General features: G+C 71.1%; 25 protein-coding genes. 7 read left to right on the top strand and 18 right to left on the bottom strand.

Going from position 1 to position 21,342, the window contains the following annotated elements; all coding sequences use genetic code 11:
- Positions 1 to 20: 20 nt before the first annotated feature.
- From A6048_RS06930 to A6048_RS06865, 14 genes are all read right to left on the bottom strand, one after another.
- Positions 21 to 665, bottom strand: coding sequence for a TIGR02234 family membrane protein (locus A6048_RS06930; protein WP_107748390.1), 645 nt, complete (start codon positions 663 to 665; stop codon positions 21 to 23).
- Entirely contained in the window at positions 662 to 2,257 is a 1,596-nt protein-coding gene (locus A6048_RS06925) for an anthranilate synthase component I (protein ID WP_107748389.1), read from the bottom strand. The genes A6048_RS06930 and A6048_RS06925 overlap by 4 nt, the downstream gene beginning before the upstream one ends.
- On the bottom strand, positions 2,254 to 2,433 hold the full coding sequence (locus A6048_RS06920) for a tautomerase family protein (RefSeq protein WP_107748388.1): 180 nt from the start codon (positions 2,431 to 2,433) through the stop codon (positions 2,254 to 2,256). Before A6048_RS06920 ends, A6048_RS06925 begins: the two co-directional genes overlap by 4 nt.
- A gap of 4 nt (positions 2,434 to 2,437) precedes the next feature.
- A complete protein-coding gene (gene hisI, locus A6048_RS06915) occupies positions 2,438 to 2,821 on the bottom strand; it encodes a phosphoribosyl-AMP cyclohydrolase (RefSeq protein WP_107748387.1) in 384 nt (127 codons plus the stop codon).
- Positions 2,818 to 3,591 (bottom strand): imidazole glycerol phosphate synthase subunit HisF, encoded by a 774-nt coding sequence (gene hisF, locus A6048_RS06910; RefSeq protein ID WP_107748386.1) that lies wholly within the window; start codon positions 3,589 to 3,591, stop codon positions 2,818 to 2,820. The genes hisI and hisF overlap by 4 nt, the downstream gene beginning before the upstream one ends.
- Positions 3,592 to 3,598: 7 nt before the next feature.
- The gene (locus A6048_RS06905; RefSeq protein ID WP_107748385.1) at positions 3,599 to 4,513 is read right to left on the bottom strand and encodes an inositol monophosphatase family protein; all 915 of its coding nucleotides are present in this window, start codon (positions 4,511 to 4,513) and stop codon (positions 3,599 to 3,601) included.
- A gap of 60 nt (positions 4,514 to 4,573) precedes the next feature.
- Positions 4,574 to 5,329, bottom strand: a complete 756-nt coding sequence (gene priA, locus A6048_RS06900; RefSeq protein WP_107748384.1) for a bifunctional 1-(5-phosphoribosyl)-5-((5-phosphoribosylamino)methylideneamino)imidazole-4-carboxamide isomerase/phosphoribosylanthranilate isomerase PriA — start codon at positions 5,327 to 5,329, stop codon at positions 4,574 to 4,576.
- Positions 5,329 to 5,625, bottom strand: a complete 297-nt coding sequence (locus A6048_RS06895; RefSeq protein WP_107748383.1) for a hypothetical protein — start codon at positions 5,623 to 5,625, stop codon at positions 5,329 to 5,331. Before A6048_RS06895 ends, priA begins: the two co-directional genes overlap by 1 nt.
- Positions 5,626 to 5,647: 22 nt before the next feature.
- Entirely contained in the window at positions 5,648 to 6,310 is a 663-nt protein-coding gene (gene hisH / locus A6048_RS06890) for an imidazole glycerol phosphate synthase subunit HisH (protein ID WP_107748382.1), read from the bottom strand.
- Complete coding sequence (locus A6048_RS06885; protein ID WP_107748381.1) at positions 6,307 to 7,557, bottom strand: MFS transporter; 1,251 nt, start codon at positions 7,555 to 7,557, stop codon at positions 6,307 to 6,309. Before A6048_RS06885 ends, hisH begins: the two co-directional genes overlap by 4 nt.
- A gap of 7 nt (positions 7,558 to 7,564) precedes the next feature.
- Complete coding sequence (gene hisB / locus A6048_RS06880; RefSeq protein WP_107748380.1) at positions 7,565 to 8,188, bottom strand: imidazoleglycerol-phosphate dehydratase HisB; 624 nt, start codon at positions 8,186 to 8,188, stop codon at positions 7,565 to 7,567.
- Positions 8,185 to 9,321: a histidinol-phosphate transaminase gene (locus A6048_RS06875; protein WP_107748379.1), complete on the bottom strand. Its 1,137-nt coding sequence runs from the start codon at positions 9,319 to 9,321 to the stop codon at positions 8,185 to 8,187. Before A6048_RS06875 ends, hisB begins: the two co-directional genes overlap by 4 nt.
- The gene (gene hisD / locus A6048_RS06870) at positions 9,318 to 10,658 is read right to left on the bottom strand and encodes a histidinol dehydrogenase (protein WP_107748378.1); all 1,341 of its coding nucleotides are present in this window, start codon (positions 10,656 to 10,658) and stop codon (positions 9,318 to 9,320) included. Before hisD ends, A6048_RS06875 begins: the two co-directional genes overlap by 4 nt.
- 139 nt (positions 10,659 to 10,797) lie before the next feature.
- Complete coding sequence (locus tag A6048_RS06865) at positions 10,798 to 11,268, bottom strand: ArsI/CadI family heavy metal resistance metalloenzyme (RefSeq protein WP_107748377.1); 471 nt, start codon at positions 11,266 to 11,268, stop codon at positions 10,798 to 10,800.
- Between the two features lie 100 nt (positions 11,269 to 11,368).
- On the opposite strand from A6048_RS06865, the gene A6048_RS06860 reads away from it, so the two are divergent.
- Entirely contained in the window at positions 11,369 to 11,728 is a 360-nt protein-coding gene (locus A6048_RS06860; RefSeq protein WP_107748376.1) for an Rv2640c family ArsR-like transcriptional regulator, read from the top strand.
- 50 nt (positions 11,729 to 11,778) lie between these two features.
- Here A6048_RS06860 and A6048_RS06855 read toward each other — a convergent pair whose 3' ends face one another.
- Together A6048_RS06855 and A6048_RS06850 are read right to left on the bottom strand one after the other, a co-directional pair.
- Positions 11,779 to 12,459, bottom strand: coding sequence for an ABC transporter ATP-binding protein (locus A6048_RS06855; RefSeq protein WP_107748465.1), 681 nt, complete (start codon positions 12,457 to 12,459; stop codon positions 11,779 to 11,781).
- Positions 12,460 to 12,629: 170 nt separating this feature from the next.
- A complete protein-coding gene (locus tag A6048_RS06850; RefSeq protein WP_107748375.1) occupies positions 12,630 to 13,679 on the bottom strand; it encodes an FtsX-like permease family protein in 1,050 nt (349 codons plus the stop codon).
- A 156-nt stretch (positions 13,680 to 13,835) separates the two neighbouring features.
- Between A6048_RS06850 and A6048_RS06845 the strand changes: the two genes are divergently transcribed.
- A complete protein-coding gene (locus tag A6048_RS06845; RefSeq protein ID WP_107748374.1) occupies positions 13,836 to 15,062 on the top strand; it encodes a sensor histidine kinase in 1,227 nt (408 codons plus the stop codon).
- Entirely contained in the window at positions 15,059 to 15,691 is a 633-nt protein-coding gene (locus tag A6048_RS06840; protein ID WP_107748373.1) for a response regulator transcription factor, read from the top strand. The genes A6048_RS06845 and A6048_RS06840 overlap by 4 nt, the downstream gene beginning before the upstream one ends.
- 11 nt (positions 15,692 to 15,702) lie before the next feature.
- Here A6048_RS06840 and A6048_RS06835 read toward each other — a convergent pair whose 3' ends face one another.
- A complete protein-coding gene (locus A6048_RS06835) occupies positions 15,703 to 16,302 on the bottom strand; it encodes a TetR/AcrR family transcriptional regulator (protein ID WP_107748372.1) in 600 nt (199 codons plus the stop codon).
- Positions 16,303 to 16,419: 117 nt separating this feature from the next.
- On the opposite strand from A6048_RS06835, the gene A6048_RS06830 reads away from it, so the two are divergent.
- Together A6048_RS06830 and A6048_RS06825 are read left to right on the top strand one after the other, a co-directional pair.
- Positions 16,420 to 17,664: an NAD(P)/FAD-dependent oxidoreductase gene (locus A6048_RS06830; protein ID WP_235027295.1), complete on the top strand. Its 1,245-nt coding sequence runs from the start codon at positions 16,420 to 16,422 to the stop codon at positions 17,662 to 17,664.
- A gap of 101 nt (positions 17,665 to 17,765) precedes the next feature.
- Positions 17,766 to 18,452 carry a YceI family protein gene (locus tag A6048_RS06825; RefSeq protein WP_107748370.1) on the top strand — a complete coding sequence of 229 codons (687 nt, stop codon included), beginning with the start codon at positions 17,766 to 17,768 and terminating at the stop codon, positions 18,450 to 18,452.
- Between the two features lie 30 nt (positions 18,453 to 18,482).
- Here the strand turns inward: A6048_RS06825 and A6048_RS06820 are convergent, their stop codons facing one another.
- Complete coding sequence (locus A6048_RS06820; protein WP_107748369.1) at positions 18,483 to 18,944, bottom strand: hypothetical protein; 462 nt, start codon at positions 18,942 to 18,944, stop codon at positions 18,483 to 18,485.
- Between the two features lie 288 nt (positions 18,945 to 19,232).
- On the opposite strand from A6048_RS06820, the gene A6048_RS06815 reads away from it, so the two are divergent.
- Together A6048_RS06815 and A6048_RS06810 are read left to right on the top strand one after the other, a co-directional pair.
- Entirely contained in the window at positions 19,233 to 20,744 is a 1,512-nt protein-coding gene (locus A6048_RS06815) for a lamin tail domain-containing protein (RefSeq protein WP_107748368.1), read from the top strand.
- Positions 20,745 to 20,851: 107 nt separating this feature from the next.
- A complete protein-coding gene (locus A6048_RS06810) occupies positions 20,852 to 21,310 on the top strand; it encodes an Hsp20/alpha crystallin family protein (protein ID WP_107748367.1) in 459 nt (152 codons plus the stop codon).
- Positions 21,311 to 21,342: the final 32 nt, after the last annotated feature.

Raw genomic sequence — 21,342 nt, 5'->3', positions numbered from 1 at the left:
TCGGGCCCGCCCACAGTCGCTCAGCCGGTGGGATCGCGCCCGTCGTCGAGTTCCTGCCACAGGTCGCGTCCGTTATCCGCGGTGACCTCGCCGGGCTCCGTGGCCTCGCGGCGCGCCGCCGGGGTCACGTAGCGATCGTCGCGTCGCACCTTGCGGGTCGGCCAGATCATCGGGATGACGCCCGCGGCGACGAGTGCCAACGCACCGGCACCGGTGAACGCCGGGCCCGGCGACCGGGTCGAGATCTCCGTGATCTCCGACCACTCCGGCACGGCCTGCGCGTCGGCGGTCCCGGGTCCCGCATTGGTGCTGCCGAGCTCTTCCTCGCTCGTCACCGCCGAGTGGACCCGGCTCTCGTCCACGCCGCCCACCGTCGAGGCCAGCAGCGCGCCGGTGGCCAGGCCGAGCAGGGTGATGACGGCACCGACCGCCCGCGCCCCGGTTCCCCGGACCAGCGCGACCGCCGCCACCGCGGCGAGAGCTCCCAGCGCCAACGGGACCAGCGCCGGCTGCCACTCCGCACCGGTCAGGCTGCGCCGGGCCTCACCCGATTGGTCGTTGAACGCGACCACGTCAAGCCAGACCATCCGGGAGGCGATCCACAACAGGACGGCTCCGACGAGCAGTAACAGGACAGGGAGACGGAACCGGGTGCTCTGGGTCACCGGCCCTCCCCCTCCGTGTCCTCGCCACCCGCGCCACCCGCGGGGCCAGCGCCACCCGTGGGGCCCGCGGGCCTCAACGTGTCCGCCGCTGCGACGGCCCGCAGGACCGCCATGGCCTTGTTGCGGCACTCCTCGTCCTCTGACGCCGCGACGGAGTCGGCCACGATCCCGGCCCCGGCCTGGACGTAGGCGGTCCCGTCCTTGAGCACCGCGGACCTGATGGCGATAGCCTGATCGGCGTTGCCCGCGAAGTCCACGTAGCCGACAACGCCCCCGTAGACCCCGCGACGGGTGTCCTCGAGGTCCTCGATGATCTGGAGCGCGCGGGGTTTGGGCGACCCCGACAGGGTGCCGGCCGGGAAACAGGCCGTGACGGCGTCGATGCCCGTACGTCCCTCCGCCAGGCGGCCCGTCACTGTGGAGACCAGGTGCATGACGTGGCTGTACCGCTCCACCTGACGGAACTCGGTCACCACGACGGAGCCCGGCTCACAGACCCGGCCGAGGTCGTTGCGACCGAGATCGACCAGCATCAGGTGCTCCGCGTTCTCCTTGGCGTCCTCCACGAGGTCCTTGGCAAGCAGGACGTCGTGCTCGTCGTCGTCGCCCCTCGGCCGTGTCCCGGCGATCGGGTGGGTCGTGGCCAGTCCGTCCTGCACCTTGACCAGGGCCTCGGGGCTCGACCCGACGATGGTGAACGCGGTGCCGCCGAAGCCGTCGTCACCCGTGCCGTCCGGGACGGTCATCAAGTACATGTAGGGGCTCGGGTTGGTGGTGCGCAGAATGCGGTAGACGTCCCTCGGCGAGGCCGAGGTGTCGACCTCGAAGCGTTGACTGAGCACCACCTGGAACGCTTCTCCGGAGTAGATCTGCTCGATGATGTCCGCCACCCGCGAGTGGTAGGTCGACTCGTCGGTGCGACGGCGCATCTGCGGATCCGGGGTGTCGAACACGCTGACCCCGCCGGCACCGGGAGCCGCGAGCCTGGCGGTCATGGAGTCCACCCGGGCCACCGCGTCGGCGTAGGCATCCTCGACCCTCTCGTCACTCCCGTCCCAGTTGACGGCGTTGGCGATCAGGTGGATCCGGCCCTCGTGGTGGTCGAACGCGGCCAGGTCGGTGGCGAGCATCTGGACGAGCTCCGGGACGTGGAGGTCGTCGGTGGTGTCGGGGGTGATGCGTTCGAGTCGGCGCACGATGTCGTACCCGAGGTAGCCCACCAGCCCGGACGTCAGTGGCGGCAGGCCCTCGATCTGGTCGGTCCGCAGCAGGTCCAGGGTTCGGCGCAGGGCGTCGAGCGGGTCGCCGCCCGTGGGCGCCCCCGCGGGCACGTGCCCCAACCACATGGCCTCACCCGCGTCGTCGACGGTCAGCGCCGCGGCCGCCCCGCAGCCGATGAACGACCACCGCGACCACGACCGACCGTGCTCGGCCGACTCCAGCAGGAAGGTCCCGGGTCGGTCGGCCGCGAGTTTGTCGTACGCGGAGAGCGGAGTCTCCGAGTCGGCGAGCACCGTGCGCACCACGGGGACGACCCGGTGGCCCGAGGCGAGCGCCCGGAACTGCTCGAAGGTCGTGGTCCTTGTGCTCATCCGACGACCCGGCCGCCGATCCCGAACGAGTCGTGCGGCATGTCGTTGACGTGCACCCACACCTTGGCCGGATCCTTGCCCGCGGCCTCGGCGTAGGCGGCGGTGACGGCCTCGATCACGCGGGCCTTGGACGGCGGGTCCATCCCGTCGAGCTGGTTGATCTGAATGAAGGGCACGAGCTCATTCCTCCCCGAGGAGTGTGTCGGTGTCGAAGCAGCTGTCGGTGCCGTTGTGGCAGGCGGCGCCGGTCTGGTCCACCCGGAGCAGGACGGTGTCGCCGTCGCAGTCGATCTCCACGCTGCGCACGTGCTGTACGTGACCGGAGGTCTCCCCCTTGACCCAGCGCGCGCCACGCGAGCGCGAGAAGTAGACCCCGCGCCGGGTGGCCAGCGTCTCGGCGAGGGCGGCGTCGTCCATCCACGCCATCATGAGCACCCGACCGGAGGTCGCGTCCTGCACGACGGCCGCGACGAGCCCGTCCGGGTTCCGGGTGAGCCGGTCGGCGATGGACGGGTCCAGGACGGGTTCGCTGCTCGCACCGTCGCGCAACTGACCGTCGCTCATCGGACCGTGATCCCCTCGGCCGCCATGGCCCTCTTGACGTCGCCGATGGTCATCTCACCGAAGTGGAAGACACTGGCCGCGAGCACCGCGTCGGCACCGGCTTCGACGGCGGGGGCGAAGTGCTCGACCGTGCCGGCCCCACCGGAGGCGATCACGGGGATCGTCACCGCCGAGCGCACCGCACGGACCATGGCGAGGTCGAACCCCGCCTTGGTGCCGTCGGCGTCCATCGAGTTGAGCAGGATCTCCCCCACGCCCAGGTCCTGACCGCGCCGGGCCCACTCGATGGCGTCGATCCCGGTTCCCCGGCGGCCACCGTGGGTGGTGACCTCCCATCCCGACGGTGTGGGCGCCTCGCCCTCGGGTACCGTCCGGGCGTCGACGGACAGGACGATGCACTGCGAGCCGAAGCGCCGGCTGAGCTCGGCCAGGAGCTCGGGACGCGCGATGGCCGCGGTGTTGACACTGACCTTGTCCGCTCCGGCGCGGAGCAGCTGGTCGACGTCCTCGGCGGCGCGCACCCCGCCACCCACCGTGAGGGGGATGAAGACCTGCTCCGCGGTGCGCTTGACCACGTCGATCATGGTTCCGCGGCCCGACGACGACGCGGTCACATCGAGGAAGGTCAGCTCGTCGGCACCTTGCGCGTCGTAGGCGGCGGCCAACTCGACCGGATCCCCGGCGTCGCGCAGATCGAGGAAGTTGACCCCCTTGACCACGCGCCCCTCGTCGACGTCGAGGCACGGGATCACCCGGGTGGCGAGTGTCATGCCCGGGTCACCGTTCCCCGTCGAGCCACGGGCGGTTGCCCTCGGGTTCGGGGGTGGCCCGGCGGCGGCCGGCCTCGAAGAAGTTGCCGGGCTCGCCGAGCTCGCGGATGGTGCCGAGCACCTCTGCGTGGGCTCGCGGACCGGCCGCGAGGATCGACTGGGAGTCGATCGACCACGGTTCGCCGGTCAGATCGGTGACCACGCCACCCGCCGCGCGGATGTGGGACGCGCCCGCCGCGTTGTCCCACGCGTAGTTGCCGAAGCTCACCGCGGCGGACAGCCGGCTGGAGCCCACGAACGACAGGTCGACCCCGGTGGAACCGAATTTGCGGGTCCGGGCCGCGTCGAGCGTGAGCTGCTCGAACACCTCCCGGCGGTAGGCCGGCGGGTAGGTGGTGCGGGCACCGGTGTTGAGGGACCCGAGCCCCAGCGCGACGTCGCGGATGGACACGTCGGCGATCCGCGGGACCTCCTCGTCGTTCTCCATGAGCGGGCCCCCTGCGATCGAGGTGAAGCGCATGCCGAGCAGCGGAAGCCAGGTCAGCCCGAGCACGGGCTGCCGCTCGTGGACGAGCGAGACGAGGATGCCGGTGGTGGGGATGCCGAGGGAGTAGTTGGCCGTGCCGTCGATGGGGTCGACCACCCAGAGGGTGCCCTCGTTGACCGGCGGACCGCCGAACTCCTCCCCGTGCACCTCGAGTCCGGTGCCCTCGCGCAGCGCGTCGGAGATGCGACGTTCGAGCTCGAGGTCGAGTTCGGTGGCGAAGTCATTGCGCGAGCCCTTGGCGCGGGTGCCCTCGGCGCCCAGCCCCTCGACGAAGCGGGGCGAGACCTCGTCGAGCACGCGGACCGCCAACGCGAGCGCCTCCGCCGGGTCGACGGACAAGTCCGTCGGCAGGGTGTTTCCGGTCTGATCGGTCATCTCGGGCCTCCTGCTCGAGGTCATGCGGGTGGGTGTATCTACAAGGTGGTCATGGCCGGTTCAGCGGACGCTCACCGCGGCCAGCGCCTCGGGGAGGGTGAAGCGGCCCGCGTAGAGAGCCTTCCCGACGATGGCGCCCTCGACCCCCTCGGGTACGAGCGTCGCGATGGCCTCGAGGTCGGCGACGGACGACACCCCTCCGGACGCCACCACCGGCGATCCGGTGACCGAGCACACCTGGGAGAGCATCTCGAGGTTCGGACCGTTGAGCATGCCGTCCTTGGACACGTCGGTGACGACGTACCGCGCGCAGCCGTCCTTGTCCAGACGCTCCAGCACCTCCCAGAGGTTGCCACCGTCGGATACCCAGCCGCGTCCGCGGAGCCGGGGCTCGCCATCGACCACACGGACGTCCAGGCCCACCGCGATGCGGTCCCCGTGGCGGGCGATCGCGGAGGCACACCACTCTGGGTTCTCCAGCGCGGCGGTCCCCAGGTTGACCCGGGCGCAGCCGGTCGCGAGGGCGGCCTCCAGCGAGTCGTCGTCGCGGATCCCGCCGGACATCTCGACCTTGACGTCGAGCGCGCCGACGACCTCGGCGAGGAGGTCCCGGTTGGTCCCGCGACCGAAGGCGGCGTCGAGGTCCACGAGGTGGACCCACTCGGCCCCGTCCCGCTGCCACTGCAGGGCGGCCTCCAGCGGCGATCCGTACGAGGTCTCGGTCCCGGCCTCCCCCTGCACCAGACGGACGGCCTGCCCGTCGGCGACGTCCACGGCGGGCAGGAGTTCGAGGTAAGAAGCGTTGGTCACGGGCATCAGCGTAGTCCGTCCGCCCGTGGACGCTTCTCATCGCCCTCGGCCGGTTCCGACGACTCCCCGGGGTGTGCGCCGGGCTGACCGTCGGGCTCGTCTCCGTACTCGGCACGGATCGCCCGATCGGTGATGCGGCTGGACACCACACCCATCGCCACGACCGTCAGGACCACGCCGACCAGCGCGACGACGGCCCGTCCCGCCGGCGGCAGTGGGAGCAACGCGACCGCCAGGGCGGTCAGTCCCAGGAACAGCACTCCCGCTCCGGAAACCCACAGCGCGAGGACCGCGAAGGACACGGGCGCCGGGCGACCCCGGCGGTCAGCCAACGGATCTGATCCAGTTCTCGAGGAGTTGCAGGCCCGCGTCGCCTGACTTCTCGGGGTGGAACTGGGTGGCCGACAGCGGGCCGTTCTCCACGGCGGCGACGAATCTCGTGCCGTGCTGTGCCCAGGTGACATCCGGCGGGGTCAGGTGGTCCGACGGTTCCATCTCCCACCTCCGGACCCCGTAGGAGTGGACGAAGTAGAAGCGCTCGTCGGCGGGCATGCCGGCGAACAGGACGCTGCTCTCGGGCGCCTCGACGGTGTTCCAGCCCATGTGCGGCAGCACCGGGGCCTCCAGTCGCTCGACGACCCCGGGCCACTCGCCGCACCCCGCGGCCCCGGAGTCGGCGTGCTCTCCGTCCGAGAACTCGGTCCCCCGCTCGAACATGACCTGCATACCCACACAGATTCCCAGTACGGGGCGGCCGCCGGCGAGGCGCTCGCCGATGATCCGCGGTCCCTTGACGGCCCGGAGACCCTCCATGCACGCGGCGAACGCGCCGACGCCCGGGACCACGAGCGCTTCCGCTTCGGTGGCCACCCCGGGGTCGGAGGTGAGCTCCACCCGGGCGCCGACACGCTCCAGCGCACGGTGTGCCGAGCGGAGGTTGCCCGAGCCGTAGTCGAGGAGCGCCACCCGCGGGGCATGTGTGGTCATGAGCCCACTTTATCGTCCCGGCCGGACAAGGTCAGATCTCGCGTGGGCCGGGTACGGCGGGCGCCCACCGCGGCGGGGCCACCCACGAGCAGGACGACCCCTGCCGCGACCGTGAACAGCACCACGTAGCCGAATCCGGCGAATCCACCCATGACCACCGACCCGAGACCGGTACCGGCGTCGAAGGAGATGTTCCACGAGGCGGACGCGGTTCCCAGCCGCGAGCGCGGCATCCGCTCGAACGAGGCGACGAGCGCCTCGTTCTGCACGGCACCGAACCCGAGTCCGAACACCACCGTGGGTGCGATGAACCACCACGGGTTCGCCGACACCGAGAGCAGGCCGGCGATGCCGGCCATACCGAGTGCGGCGAACGCCAGTCCGGGCCAGACCAGCGCCCCGGGCCCACGGCGATCGGAGATGAGTCCGGCGAAGGTGCGCCCGACGATCACGCCCACCCCGAGGAGTCCGAGGCCTACGCCGGCGACGACCGCGCCGCTGCCCGAGACGATCGAGTCCAGCGCGGGTGAGAGGAACGACGCGGCCGCGCCGTAGGGCAGTGACACCGCCACCATGACGAGGAACGGACCGGCGAGCAGGACGAAGACGGCTTTGCGGCCGAGCGCGGACGGGTCGGACGAGGACTGGGCGGGCGCCGGGTGCACGTTGGGGAGCCGTGCCGCCGCGACCAGGCCCACGACGCCGAACGCCGTCGCACTCCACGCGACCGTGGCCAGACCGAACACCTCCAGCAGCCACAGCCCGACCGGCAGGAAGATGGCTTCGGAGATGCCCACGGCGAGGCCGATCAACGAGGTGGCGCGACCGAGCATCCCGGGTGGCGCGAGCTCCGCGACCAGGGCGGACCCGGCGACCGTCATCATGCCGAAGCCCGCCCCGCGGACTCCGCTCACCGCCAGCACCGCGAACGGCCCGTCGAACAGCGCGAGCAGCCCCGAGGGCAGGCCGAGGAGCGCACTGCCGATCCCGAGCACCGCGCGGTAGCCGATCGCCGCGGTGATCCGCGGGGTGAGCAGTTGGACCAGCACGGTGACGGTCATGAACACGCCGGTCGTCGCTCCGGCGACCAGTTCGCTGCCCCCTCCCCGCACCACGGCGAGTGGCACGACGGGCAGCAGCAGCGAGAAGCCGCCGAAGGCGAGGAGGACCAGGACGAACGCCGCCGGCACACCGGGGGTCCGGGCCAGCTGTGCGAACGCGCCCGGTTTCTTGACCCCCGGGGTCACTTCGCCATCACAGAGCGCCCTTGGTCGAGGGGATCCCGGTGATCCGCGGGTCCGGCTCGACCGCGGCGCGCAGCGCCCGGGCGACGGCCTTGTACTCCGCCTCGGTGATGTGGTGGGGATCGCGCCCGTAGTGCACGCGGACGTGCAGCGCGATGCGGGCGTGCGACGCGAGGGTCTCGAACACGTGCCGGTTGAGCACGGTGCCGTACGGTGCGCTGTCATGTCCCACGACGACGTACCCGATCATGACGTCTGGCTCACCCGTGTGGACGCAGTACGGCCGCCCCGAGACGTCGACGACCGCCTCCGCGAGGGTCTCGTCCATGGGGATCGAGCACTGGCCGAAGCGGCGGATGCCGCGCTTGTCGCCCAGAGCCCGCCCGAGCGCCTGGCCGAGCACGATGGCGGTGTCCTCGACGGTGTGGTGGGCCTCGATCTCGACGTCGCCCGTCGCACGGACCGTGAGGTCGAACGCGCCGTGTTGACCGAACGCGGTGAGCATGTGGTCGAAGAACGGGACGCCGGTGGCGATCTCGGTCCTGCCGGTGCCGTCGAGGTCGATCTCGACGACGATCGACGACTCCTTGGTGGTGCGCTCGACGCGACCCACGCGTCCGCCCTGCTCGCTCATCGTGTCTCCCTCGTCGTGGTGATCTCTGTTCCCGCCAACTCTGCGCTCACCTGCAGCAGCCGGTCGTTCTCGCCCTCCAGCCCGATGGTCGCACGAAGACGACCGGGGATGCCCACGTCGCGGATGAGCACGCCGGCATCGAGATAGCGCTGCCACGTCCCTGGCGCGTCCACGAAGGGGCCGTAGAGGACGAAGTTGGCCTCGCTGGGCAGCACCTCGTAGCCGAGCGCCTCGAGCCCCGCGGTGACGCGCTTGCGTTCCTCGGCCAGCAGGGCGACCGACGCGAGGGTCTCCTCGGTGTGTCGCAGTGCGGCCCCCGCGGCGGCCTGCGCGATGACCGACAGGTGGTACGGGAGCCGGACGAGCAGCACGGCCTCGACGAACGAGGGGTCGGCCGCGAAATAGCCCAGCCGGCCGCCGGCGAAGGCGAAGGCCTTGCTCATGGTGCGCGAGACGACGAGCTTCGCCGGGTAGTCGGCGAGCAGCGTGCACGCGCTCGGCGACGGGGAGAACTCCGCGTACGCCTCGTCGACCACCACGATCCCCGGCGCCGAGTCGATCAGCCGCCGCAGGTCGTCGAGCTCGATCACGTGGCCGGTCGGGTTGTTGGGGGTGGTGAGGAAGACGACGTCGGGGCGGTGCTCGGCGATGGCGGCGAGTGCGGCCTCGACGTCGATCGCCAGGTCGGCGCCCCGGTCCACCGGGATCCACTCGGTGTCCGTGCCCGCGGCGAGGATCGGGTGCATGGAGTAACTGGGGACGAAGCCCATCGCGCTGCGCCCGGGCCCACCGAAGGCCTGGAGCAGTTGCTGGAGGATCTCGTTGGAGCCGTTGGCCGCCCACACCATGTCCACGTCCACCTCGACCCCGGTCTGCCGGGTGAGGTAGGCGGCGAGATCGGTCCGCAGTTCGACGGCGTCGCGGTCCGGGTAGCGGTTGAGATCGGCTGCGGCCTCGGCCACGGCAGCCGCGATGTCGGCGACCAGTGCCGCACTGGGCGGGTGCGGGTTCTCATTGGTGTTGAGCTGCACCGGAACCTCGAGTTGCGGGGCTCCGTAGGCGCTCTTCCCGCGCAGGTTCTCGCGCAGGGGCAGCGCGTCCAGGCCGACGCCGGGGCGGGGGGTGGCGGTCACTGTTCCTCCTCCTCGGCGGTGAGGTCTTCGAAGCGGGCGCGGACGGCCTCGCCGTGGGCGGGCAACCGCTCGGCGTCGGCGAGCGCGACGACGGTCGGGGCGATCTCCTTGAGCGCGGCCCGGTCGTAGTCGATGACGTGGATCCCCCGCAGGAAGGTCTGCACACTCAGCCCGGACGAGTGACGGGCGGTGCCCGACGTGGGCAGCACGTGGTTCGAGCCCGCCGCGTAGTCGCCGAGCGGGACCGGGGAGTAGGCACCCACGAAGATGGCCCCGGCGTTGCGCACGCGGGCGGCGTCGGCCGCGGAGTCTCGGGTCTGTACCTCGAGGTGCTCGGCCGCGTACGCGTCGACCACGCGCAGGCCGGCGTCGATGCCGTCCACCAGGACGATGCCCGACTGCGGGCCCTCGAGCGCCTCGCGGACACGGTCGGCGTTGAGGGTGACGGTGTAGCGGGCCTCGACCTCCCGGGCGACGGCGTCGGCGAGCTGCTCGGAATCGGTGACGAGCACGCTCGCCGCGTTGGGGTCGTGCTCGGCCTGGCTGATGAGGTCGTAGGCGATGTGGACCGGGTCGGCGGTGTGGTCGGCCAGGACGGCGATCTCGGTGGGGCCGGCCTCCGAGTCGATGCCCACGACGCTGCGGCACAGGCGCTTGGCGGCGGTGACGTAGACGTTGCCGGGACCGGTGACCATGTCGACGGGCTCGAGCTCGAGCCCGTCGGTGTCCTCGCCGCCATGGGCGAGCAGCGCCACCGCCTGCGCACCGCCGACGGCCCAGACCTCGTCCACCCCGAGTAGCGCGCAGGCGCCGAGGATGGTGGGGTGCGGCCACCCACCGAAGTCGGCCTGCGGCGGGGAGGCCACGACGAGCGAACCGACACCCGCGACCTGCGCCGGCACGACGTTCATGATGACGCTCGACGGGTACACGGCCTTGCCGCCGGGAACGTAGAGACCCACACGCTCGACGGGCACCCACTTCTCGGTGACGAAGCCGCCGGTCGCGACCTCGGTCACCGTGTCGCCGCGGCGCTGCGCGGAGTGCACGATCCGGGCGCGGCGGATGGCCTCGACGAGGGCGGCACGCACCACCGGGTCGAGGTTCTCCCCCGCCTCGGTGATGACCTCGGCGGGCACACGGACCGAGGAGGGACGCACCTGGTCGAACTTCTCGCCGTAGTCGAGCGCCGCGGCGGCCCCGTGCTCCCGGATCGCCTCGACCACCGGGCGGACGGTGTCGACGACGGAGTCGACGTCGGCGGCGCCTCGCGGGAGTGTGCGGCGCAGCTCGGCGGTACCGAGGGTGCGACCGCGCAGGTCGATGCGGGAGAGCATGGTGTGGCCTTTCCGTGGGAGCACGGGCCGTCCACCAACCGGTCGACGACCCCGGCCCAGTCTAGGACCGCGAGTCCCCGGGACCCCCGCACACCACCCTCGCGGGTGTTGCGGGTGGGATCCGGCGGGGCACCCGCGCTCACGCGCAGCAGGCGCCACCCTCGGAGTCGGCGCCGGCCTCGTCGTCGTTCCTGTTGTTGTCGTTCCTGTTGTTGTCACCCACCACCGGCGACGTTCCGAACGTCTCCGAGTCGGCGAGGACGGTGTAGACCTCCCAGCGCTCGCCGCCGGGGCCGGTGACCCAGGCCTTGTCCTGGGTGGCGAAGCAACAGGTGGTGCCGATCTCCTCGTCGGTGAACATGCCGGCGTCGGTCAGTCGCGCGATCTCGCTGTGGACCTGCTCGCTGGATTCGACCTCGACGCCCAGGTGGTTGAGCGAACCGCCCTGACCCGGGTTCTCGAGCAGGACCAATTTGAGTGGCGGCTGGTCCACCACGAAGTTGGCGTAGCCGGGCTTGCGCTTGGCGGGTTCGACACCGAACAGGGTCGAGTAGAACCGGACGGCCTCGTCGACGTCGTCGACGTTGAGGGCGAGTTGAACACGGGACATGGTCGGAACCTCCACCTTTGTGATGAATATCGAATTACTTCTCGGCACAGACAACCACCCTTTTCGATATTCGTCAAGAACCCGGGCTACACTCGCAGACATGCCCAAGGCCCTCCCCCTCCTCGACGTCAGCTCGCCGGTCTGCTGCGCGCCCGTGTCGGCCGGGCCGATCAACCACGACGACGCCGTCCAGATCGCGCTGCGCCTCAAAGCCCTCGCCGACCCTGTCCGGATCCGGCTGCTGTCGATCCTGCTCACCAGTGACGACGGCGAGGTTCGCACCGGGGACCTGGCGGCGGCCACCGGCGTCGCCGAGTCCACCACCTCCCATCACCTGGGCCGGCTCCGCGAGGCGGGGATGATCGAGTCCGAGCGGCGCGGGATGAGCGTGTTCCACCGCGCCCGCGGGTCCGCGATCGACGCCCTGCGCGCGGCGCTCGACCCGAACTGCTGCACCTGACCGGATCAGCCGACCGTCGACCGGACCACCCGCCCGCGAGACCGGAACGCCTAGGGCCGGACCGCCCCGTCCACCAGGTGCATACGTGCATCACATCGCGCCGCCACCGCCGAATCGTGGGTGACGAGCATCAGCGCCACGTCGAACTCGGCCGCAGTGCGCATCAGCAGGTCCACCACCGCGGCGCCCGACTCCGAATCCAGCGCGCTGGTCGGCTCGTCCGCCAGTAGCAGCGACGGCCCGTTGACCAGCGCCCGCGCGACGGCCACCCGCTGGCGTTGACCTCCCGACAGGGCACCCACCGCCCGGTCGGCCATCCGGCCCAGGCCCACCCGGTCGAGCAGCTCGTCGGCCCGCTCACGCACCTCGACACGGCGGGACCGCGACGGCCGCCCGCCGAGCCACGCCATGGCCTCGAGCTGCTCGCGCGCGGTCAACGACTCGACCAGGTTGGACTGCTGGAACACGATGCCGATCTCCGTCCGACGCAGCTCGGCCGCCCGTCGAGCGCCCACCGCCGCCAGATCCACCTCGCCGTGCCGGGTGGCCAACCACACGTGGCCGGAATCGGGCGGGGTGAGCGTGGCGGCCACGGCCAGAAGGCTGGACTTGCCCGAGCCGGAGGGTCCGGTCACCGCGAGACTGCGACCGCGGTCGATCCCGCACGAGACGTGGTCGACGGCGGTGAGCCGGCCGGCGCCGTCGGGGTAGGTCAGGACCACGTCGTCCATCCGCAGGGCGGTGGTGGCGGTGGCGTCGGGGTCGGGGGCTGGGAGGTCAGCCGCGCCGAGGCCAGGGGTGAGGTCAGTGGTGCCGAGGTGAGAGGCATGGGACATGGGGTTCTCCTGAAGACGTAGTGGATGTGACGACGAGGTGGCGCCATCGCGGCCGGGCGTCTGCCTCACCGGAGCGCACCCAGGGCACTGGCCGGGTCCGCCGTGACGACGGGGCGGAGCGACACGGCGGCTCCGGCGAGTCCGAGGACCGCCAGGAGCGCGGCGGGGAGCACGGTGGTGGCGGGCGAGACGATGTAGGGCACCGCACCGCCCGCGACCACACCGAACAGCGCGGCGATCCCCACGCCTGTTCCGATGCCCACGGCCAGGACGATGGCCGCCTGGCCGACGGAGTCGCGCACCACCGCGGCGGTGGACGCACCCAGGGCCTTGATCACCGCGACGTCGCGGCGTCGCTGCATACCCCAGACCGCGAAGAACGCGCCCACGACCAGCGCGGTGACTGCCAGCAGCATGTACGTCATGGTGTTCAGCGAGGTGTTCTCGGCGCGGTGTGAGGGCAGGGAGGACACCAGTCCCTCGGGGTCCACCACTGTCAGACCGGCGGCGGACATCGAGGACGCCGCGGTCGCCGAGGAGATCGCGACGGCGGTGGCCGCCCCACCGCGCGGGGCGAGCTCGCGCCACGTGGCCAGGTCCGTGACGATGACGGGGGTGTGCGAATGCCAGAGGTCGCCGGCGCTTCCGGCGACGCCCAGCGCGCCACCCTCGATTCTGAGCTCGGTCGCACCGGCGCCCACCTCGTCGTCGACACCTGTAGAGATCAAGGCCTCCCCCGGCGAGGGCGGGGTCAACGATCCCACGGAGCCGCCCAGACCCACGGCGACAGCCGAGGCGCCGGTCTCGGTTCCGTCGTCCACGCGGATGCGGGCCACGCCCACGGGCACGGCTGAGGGATCGGCGGCGGCCACCCGGTCCAGCTGGTCGACGGTGAGGGCCGCGCGATCCAGGTCGACGGCCCCGTCCTCGTCGGCGGGCAGCACGAAGTTCGAGTCGCCGCTGCCCACGGCCCGCAGCGCGGACACGCTCTGGTGAGCCAGGCCCGCGGTGAGGCCGAGCAGGCCTGCGACCAGGACGGACAGCAGCAGCACGACGCCCGTGATGAGCGCGAAGCGGCCACGCGCGGTGCGCAGGTCGCGGAGTGCGAAGAACATGGGGGTTTTCCTCTCGTGGCGGTGTGCCCCCAGCGTCGTCGCCGTCAGCGTGTCCCGAATCGTCCGAGCGTGCGGTCTCTCGCACCCGGATGACGGAGGAACGCGTCCACCCTTCGATGGATGCCGGCGTCGCGGTCTGCGGCTAGCGTCGACCGGGTGACCGGCCCCTCCCGACCCCGAGACAGCGCGGAGCTACCACCCGAGTCGGCGGGGGTGCGCGCGGTCTTCACGCAGCTGCAGGTGGCCCTGCACACCCTCGTGGCGGCGCTGCTCGCGTTCACCCTGATCAGCGCACACCGGGACACCGGCGGCGAGCTGGACCTCGTCACGGTGGCGGCCGCGGTCGGGTTCACCGTGGTGTACGTGGCGGGGACCGTCTGGGACCGCCGAAACGGGACCAGTCGACCCGCGCGGTTGTGGTGGCTCGCCGCTGTACTGGTGCTGTGGTCGGTCCTGGTGGCCGGTGTTCCGGAGGCCGCCTACCTGGCGTTCCCGCTGTTCTTCCTGGCCCAGTTCCTGCTGGGTGTGTGGGCCGGGATGGCGGCGGTGGCGCTGCTCGCCGCGGTGGCGGTGGTGGCGCTGGGGATGCACGGGGGGTTCACGCCCGCCGGCGTCGTGGGTCCCGTGGTGGGGGCGCTCGTGGCGTTGGGCCTGGGCGCCGGTGTCCGGGCCCTCGATCGGGAATCGCAGGCGCGGCGCGAGGTGATCGCCGAGCTCGTGAGGACCCGCTCGGAGCTCGCTCGCCAGCAGCGGGAGGTGGGCCGGGAGTCCGAGCGGGCCCGCCTGGCCGGGGAGATCCACGACACCGTGGCCCAGGGGCTCGCGAGTATCGGGATGCTGCTGCACGCCGTCGAGCGCGCCGATCCCTCGCATCCGGCCGTCGAGCAGACCCGCCTCGCACGCGAGGTGGCTGGCGAGAACCTCACCGAGACCCGCCGCCTGATCGCCGCGCTTCGGCCCGCTCCGCTCGATGGTGTGTCGCTGGCGGGCGCACTGGGCCGGGTGGCCGAGCGGACGCGCGCGGAGCACCCCGATGTCGAGGTGTCCGCCGACTGCTCCGTCGAGCCGGAGCCCCCGGCAGAGGTCGCGGCCGTGCTCGTGCGAGTGGCGCAGGAGGCGTTGGCCAACGCGGTCACCCATGCCTCGCCCTCGCGTGTGGATGTCACGCTGACCGGGTCATCCACCGCCGTCGCGCTCGAGGTGCGTGACGACGGCAGCGGTTTCGACGTCTCCGCGCCGCGGGCCACCGCCTCGTTCGGACTGGACGGGATGGCCCGCCGGGTCTCTGGCCTGGGCGGAGAGTTCGACGTGGTCTCCCAGCCGGGCGCGGGGACCACGATCCGCGCCGTGCTGCCGACGGTGGTGGGAGGCTCGGAGATATGACGACGACAAGGGTGCGCGTGCTGATCGCCGACGATCACGGGGTGGTCCGGACGGGCCTTCGGGCACTGTTGGCCTCCGACCCCACGATCGAGGTGGTGGCCGACGTCGCCACTGCTGACGGCGCGGTCGAGCGGGCGCGGATCGGCGACGTGGACGTGGTGCTCATGGACCTGCGCTTCGCGGGCGACGCCACCGCGGGGGTCAAGGCCACACGGCGACTGCGCTCATTCGACGCTCCTCCGCAGGTCCTGGTCCTGACCAGCCACGACACCGACGCAGACATCCTCGGTGCCATCGAGGCGGGCGCTTGCGGATACCTCCTCAAGGACGCCGGCCCCGATGAGCTGCTGGCAGCCGTCCGCGCCGCCGCGGACGGGGAGAGCGCGCTCTCCCCCACTGTCGCCGCCACGCTGATGAGCCGGCTGCGCGACCCGCGGCCGGTCCTCACCGAGCGCGAGGTGGAGGTGCTGCGCGCGGTGGCGACGGGCGAGACCAACCGGCAGGTGGCCTCGTCGCTCCACGTCTCGGAGGCGACGATCAAGACGCACCTCGTGCACGTCTTCGACAAACTCGGTGTGGCCTCCCGGACGGCCGCGGTGGCCAGGGCCCGAGAGCTCGGGGTGGTGTAGCGGCCCGACCGTCACCTCGGCCGGGTGGCCGCCAGGATCACGTCCACCACCTTGTCCACGTCCTCCGGGCGCATCGGTCGACCCGTCATCAGAGGGGACATGAGCAACGGGGACACGAGCATGCCCACGAGGATGTCCGGGTCGAGACCGTGGTCGCCGTGTTCACGGCCTCCGGCCCGCTTCGCCAACTGCCGCCAGGCCGCGAGGACGGGCCGGTAGTGGTCCACCACCGTCGCCGTGATCTCGGGATGGAGGCGGCTCGCCACCAGAGCGCCGGTGGCCATTTCCACGGGGTCCGCTGCGAACCGGGACAGCGCATGGGCGAACTCCCGGAGGTCGGTCTCCCAGACACCCGACGTGGGCAGCGGCACGCGGCGGACGTGTCGCTGCAACCCCTCCACCAGGAGGTCGTCGTGGGTCGGCCACCAGCGGTACACGGTGCGGCGGCTGACGCCCGCCCGTTCTGCCACCTCCACCGTGGAGAACGTCCACCTGCCCTCCGCGAGGATGGACAGCACCGCGTCGCCGACAGCCTGCCGGACCCGCTCGCTGCGACCCCCCTCGCGTATCCGTCCCGACTCCGACGACGGCGCTGCGGAGTCCCGCCCCACGGCCGCCCCCTTTCCCGGGCCCTCGCGAGCCGTGACGTGACGTGAACGAGAATACCGCGCACTAACGACTCACTGTGTGTACTTTACGGTCACGGGCGCGAAGGTGCCGTCCGCTGCATGACGGACAGTTCCGGCGATCCCGAACGAGGACACATGAGCGACGACCACTCCTACGACCACCTCGTGATAGGCGCCGGTCCGATCGGGGCCGCGACCGCTCGGCACCTGGCCGAACGCGGTGACTCCGTGCTCGTCATCGGCCCGGAGGAGCCGACCGACTTCGTCGACCACCAGGGCACCTGGGCCGGGTACTACGACCAGGGCCGGATGTGCCACGTCCTGGAGATTCCGGTGATCACCGGAATACTCACCACGCGGTCGGTCCGGCGCCTCCCCGCTCTCTCGGACAGCACCGGAATCCGGTTCACCACCGACGTGCACTGCCTGTCTGTAAACCCTCGGGACACTTCCGGAGTCGCGGCCGCCGAGTGGTTCGACCGTGACGTGTTGGCCGCCAACGCCCGGGATCTCGGTGTGGAGGTGCACCAGCTCGACGAGGACGACCTCCGGCGGGACTATCCCGCGCTCCGGCTCGAATCCGGTCACGTAGGGGTCGTGCAGCGCAGCGGGATGATCATCAACCCGCGCGAACTCGTCCGGGCGGAGCTCGCCGCCGCGGCTGCCGCAGGAGCGACACTGATGCGCGACGAGGTGATCGCACTCGAGAACGAAGGCGAACACCGCATCGCGGTCACCGCGGGGGGACGGCGTGCGCGCGGCCGGACAGCGGTGCTCGCTGTGGGAGCCGCCACGAACGCGTCCGGGCTGCTGGACCGCCGGCTGCAGCTCCACACCCTGGGGGCGACGGTCGTGTTGGTGGAGATAGACGACCCGACGCGGATCGACATGCCCGCGCTGATGTACCTCAAGCACCGGGGAGCGGCGCAGTTGTTCGGCGGTGTCGTGATGTCGCCGGTCCGGTACCCGGACGGTCGCTGGTACATCAAGGTCGCCGGCAGCAGCGTGCGGGACACCCCGCTGCAGACCGCCGAGGAGATCTCCGCCTGGGTGCGGACCGGTGGCAGCGGCGCGGACGTGGACGAGGCGATGTCGGTCCTGAGCGATCTCCTGCCTGAACTGCGCCTGGGCGAAGCCCGGACCCGACCGTGCCTCGTCTGCGCCACCAGCACCAATCACCCGTACATCGATCAGGTGGACGAACGCACGGTGCTCGCGATCGAGGGCGAGCGCGGGGTGATGGCGGCTGACGAGATCGGACGGCTATCCGCCGGGCTCGCTGCCACCGGCCGGTGGACCGATCCACTGCCGCGGTCGGTCTTCCGGGCGCGGTGGAAGGAGTGAGGGCGACCTCCAGAGCAACTTGCCGTGGCGGTAGCCAGCGGCTTCACGATTCCCAGGCAAACCTCACCCGCTGGCCGCACTCACTTTTCTAAGCTCGACACATGCGGAGACTCCCTTGGATCATCGGCGCCCTCGTCGTCGTCATCGTTGTGGTGATCGCGGCGCCCTACCTCTACAAAGCGGTACGTGGGGGCGACGACGCGCCTGCCGCCGCTGTCTCCACCGACGGCGCCGAGGCGGCGGTCGGGGATCTGGACGGCACGTGGGTGGTGGTTCCGGGTTCCGAGCCCAACGAGACCGCCGCCGGGTACACGGTGGATGAGATCCTGCGCGGGGAGGCGGTGACCGTTGTCGGGAGCACCAGCCAGGTCACCGGCGAAGCGTCCATTTCCGACAGCGAGCTCGAGGCTGCCGAGTTCGAGGTGCGCATCGAGGGCATCGCCACTGACATCGAACAGCGCGACACGCGCGCCCGCTCCCCCGAGATCCTCGACGCCGAGGCCCATCCGTCAGCGACGCTCACCCTGGCGGCGCCGGTCGAACTGGCGTCGACACCGTCGGACGGGACCACGACGACGATCCCGATGGAGGTGGATCTGACGATCAAGGGCACGACAGAGCGCACGTCCGTCGACGTGACGGTCCTTCGGTCTGGTGAGGTGCTGATCGCCTCCGGCGCCGTGCCCGTGACGTGGACCGAGTTCGGCGTGGAGCCGCCGAGCCTGGGCTTCGTCACCGTCGATCCGACCGGCACCGTCGACTTCCTGGTGAACCTGGCCCGGCAGTAACCGGCCCGCAGTTCGGACTCGGCCGACAGGTCACAGCGAACCCGTCTCGCTTCCGCCCTCCACGACTCGTGAAGACCGCTCCCGCCGGGCGGTGATCTCGACACGCAGGATGGCTCCCATCATCCCCACGGGAAGGACGGCGGTCCATGCCCATGCCGACCCCGTCGCGAGAGCGAACACTGAAGCTGACGCCGCGCCGTACACGGCGATCACACTGATCGTCACAGCGCGGAACCTCCGGACTCTCTGGTCACTCCACCCCTTCTTCCAGAGGATCCAGTATCCCGTCAGGTCGGCCGCGTAGAGGAGCATCAGGCTGAGGGTCAGGAAGACGAACTCCATAGGAAGCTCGTTCTGGCGCAGTCCGGGACCGCCCTTGAGCGGAAGGGCCATTACCCACGCCACGACCGAGGTCCCCACTCCGGCCAGGATCAGGACCACGACCATGGGGACGATCGACGTCTCCGATCCCGCCCCTCCGTGCCGTTGCATTCCGGATCGTCCCGTCTGTGGCGTTGTCATGCGTCTCCCCGTACTCGTTGCCCTGGTGTCGGTCGTCGATGGACACCCCGCGTTCCATCTGTCCGGTTCGACGGTTCGGGACGCCGATACGGTTCCACGAGAACCGGCCCTTTCGTCGACCGAGGCGGCCTTCCCGCCCCGGACCGCTGTCTGCACCGAGTGTTCAGCTCGCCGCCACCAATCGGACAGGGACCCGGCACCCGCCCCACCTACGGTCACCTGGTCAGTCACTCAGGTATTGCCCAGGAAAGGCCCCCGATGCGCTTACGAACCTTCAGCTCAGGCGTCCTCACGGTCGCCCTCGCCGCCGGCGCGGCGTTGGTAGTCCCCGCCGCCGCGCCCGCCGCGCCCCTCACCAACGTGGTGATCAACGAGGTCGAGTCCAACGGCGACGCCGTGGGCGACTGGGTGGAGCTGGCCAACCTCGACACCGAGCAGGACGTGGACATCTCGGGGTGGACGCTGATCGACGACGACCCCACGCACGATCCGATCGTCATCCCCGAAGGGACCACCATCGAGTCCGGCGGCTACTGGTCCGTCTACACCGACGTGGACCCGGACTACTTCGGGCTCGGCGGCAACGACTCGGTGATCCTCCGGGACGGAAGCGGTGAGCTCGTCGACTCCACCACCTGGTCGGGGCACTCACCCACCACCTGGGGCCGCATTCCCGACATGACGGGCGAGTTCGCCGTGACCGGGGAGCCCACCCGCAACGCCCGGAACGTCGCGGCGGTCGAGGAGGAGCCGGTCGTCACGTCGCCGTGGCCCTTCGACCCGCTGACGATCACTCCCGTCGCGCTGGGCGGCGACTTCGCCGAGGGCGACGACATGTCGGGCGTCGACATTGCAGCCGACGGCACCGCCTACGTGGTCAACAACGGCACCGGAACGCTCTACGTACTGGCCCACGATCGGGCCGCCGGCACCTACTCGATCGCCCGGACCTTCGTCCTCAAGTACCCCGACGGCTCGGGCCTGCCCGATTCCGAGGGCGTCACCGTGGGACCCGACGGCGTCATCTATGTGGCCACCGAGCGCAACAACGCCGCCAGCAGCACCAGCCGCCCGTCGATCCTGCGCTTCGTCCTGCCCACCGACCGCGACTCCGGCACACTCGACGCCACCGACGAGTACTCGCTGTCCGCACTCACCGGGCAGATCGGCGCGAACGCCGGCCTCGAGGCGGTCGAGTACCTCCCCGAGGCGTTCGGCGGAGCCTTCGCCGTGGGCGTGGAGGGGACCGGGAAGGTCCACTTCGTCCAGTTGGGTGCCGGTGGTGCGGTGACCGAGATGCAGGCGTACACCTCGCCGTTCACGGGCGTGATGGCGCTCGACTACGACGAGGCCCGCGGCGCCCTCCGGGTGCTCTGTGACGAGGTCTGCGAGGGTCGCTCGCTCGAGATGACCTTCAACGGGACCGAGTTCGTCACCGACGGCACCCTCTACGCCCGGCCGGCCGGCATGCCCAATCTCGCCAACGAGGGCTTCGCCTCCCACCGCGAGACCGTCGAGTGCACCGTGGGAGGCGCCACCGGCACCGCCGAGCGGGTCCGATTCCTGTGGGCCGATGACGCCGCCGCCGATGGGGCCGGCCTGCGCACTGCCGTCTCCGACGCCGGTGACTGCACGATCGACGACGACGATTCTCCCGCCACGGGCTCGCTCGGTGGCTTCGACGCACTGCTTCCGGCGATCGGTTCGCTCGCCCGACTGGGCGTCAACGTGGAGAGCGCCGCCGGACTGGTGCCCCTGGCAACGGTCTAATCGAAACTGCGAGTTGAGTGGGGAATACTCAACTACACGGGTGAGTTGAACCGTGTGCGATCCCGGAAACGCCGGGCGCACCCCGACCAGTCCTGAAGGAGACCATCATGGCCACCAGTAACCGTTTCGATCCGTTCCGTGAGCTCGATCGCCTCCTGGGCGAGGGGCTGCGCAGCGCGACCGCCTCCACCTCACTTCCGATGGATCTGTACAAGGAGGGTGACCGCTTCGTCGGCCTCATCGACATGCCGGGGGTCGACCCCGCCAGTATCGACATCGACGTGGAGGACCGCACCCTCACGGTTCGCGCCGAACGACGCGCACCCGCCGACGGGGACGCGCAGTGGCTCATGCACGAGCGCCAGTCGGGCACCTTCGCCCGTCAGCTCGCCATGGGCAAGGGTCTGGCCACCGACAAGATCGAGGCCGACTACAGCGACGGCGTCCTGCGTCTGGTGATCCCCGTGGCCGAGGAGGCCCAGCCGCGCAAGATCACCGTGTCCCACGGCAACCAGAAGGCCGAGCAGGCAGAGATCGTCGAAGGCTCCGCAGACCTGGGGAGCTGACCGGGATATCTGAGCCCGCCTGACCACCGCCC

This window comes from Dietzia psychralcaliphila (assembly GCF_003096095.1).
Taxonomy (GTDB): Bacteria; Actinomycetota; Actinomycetes; order Mycobacteriales; family Mycobacteriaceae; genus Dietzia; species Dietzia psychralcaliphila.
This window is presented reverse-complemented; position numbering and strand designations above follow the sequence as displayed.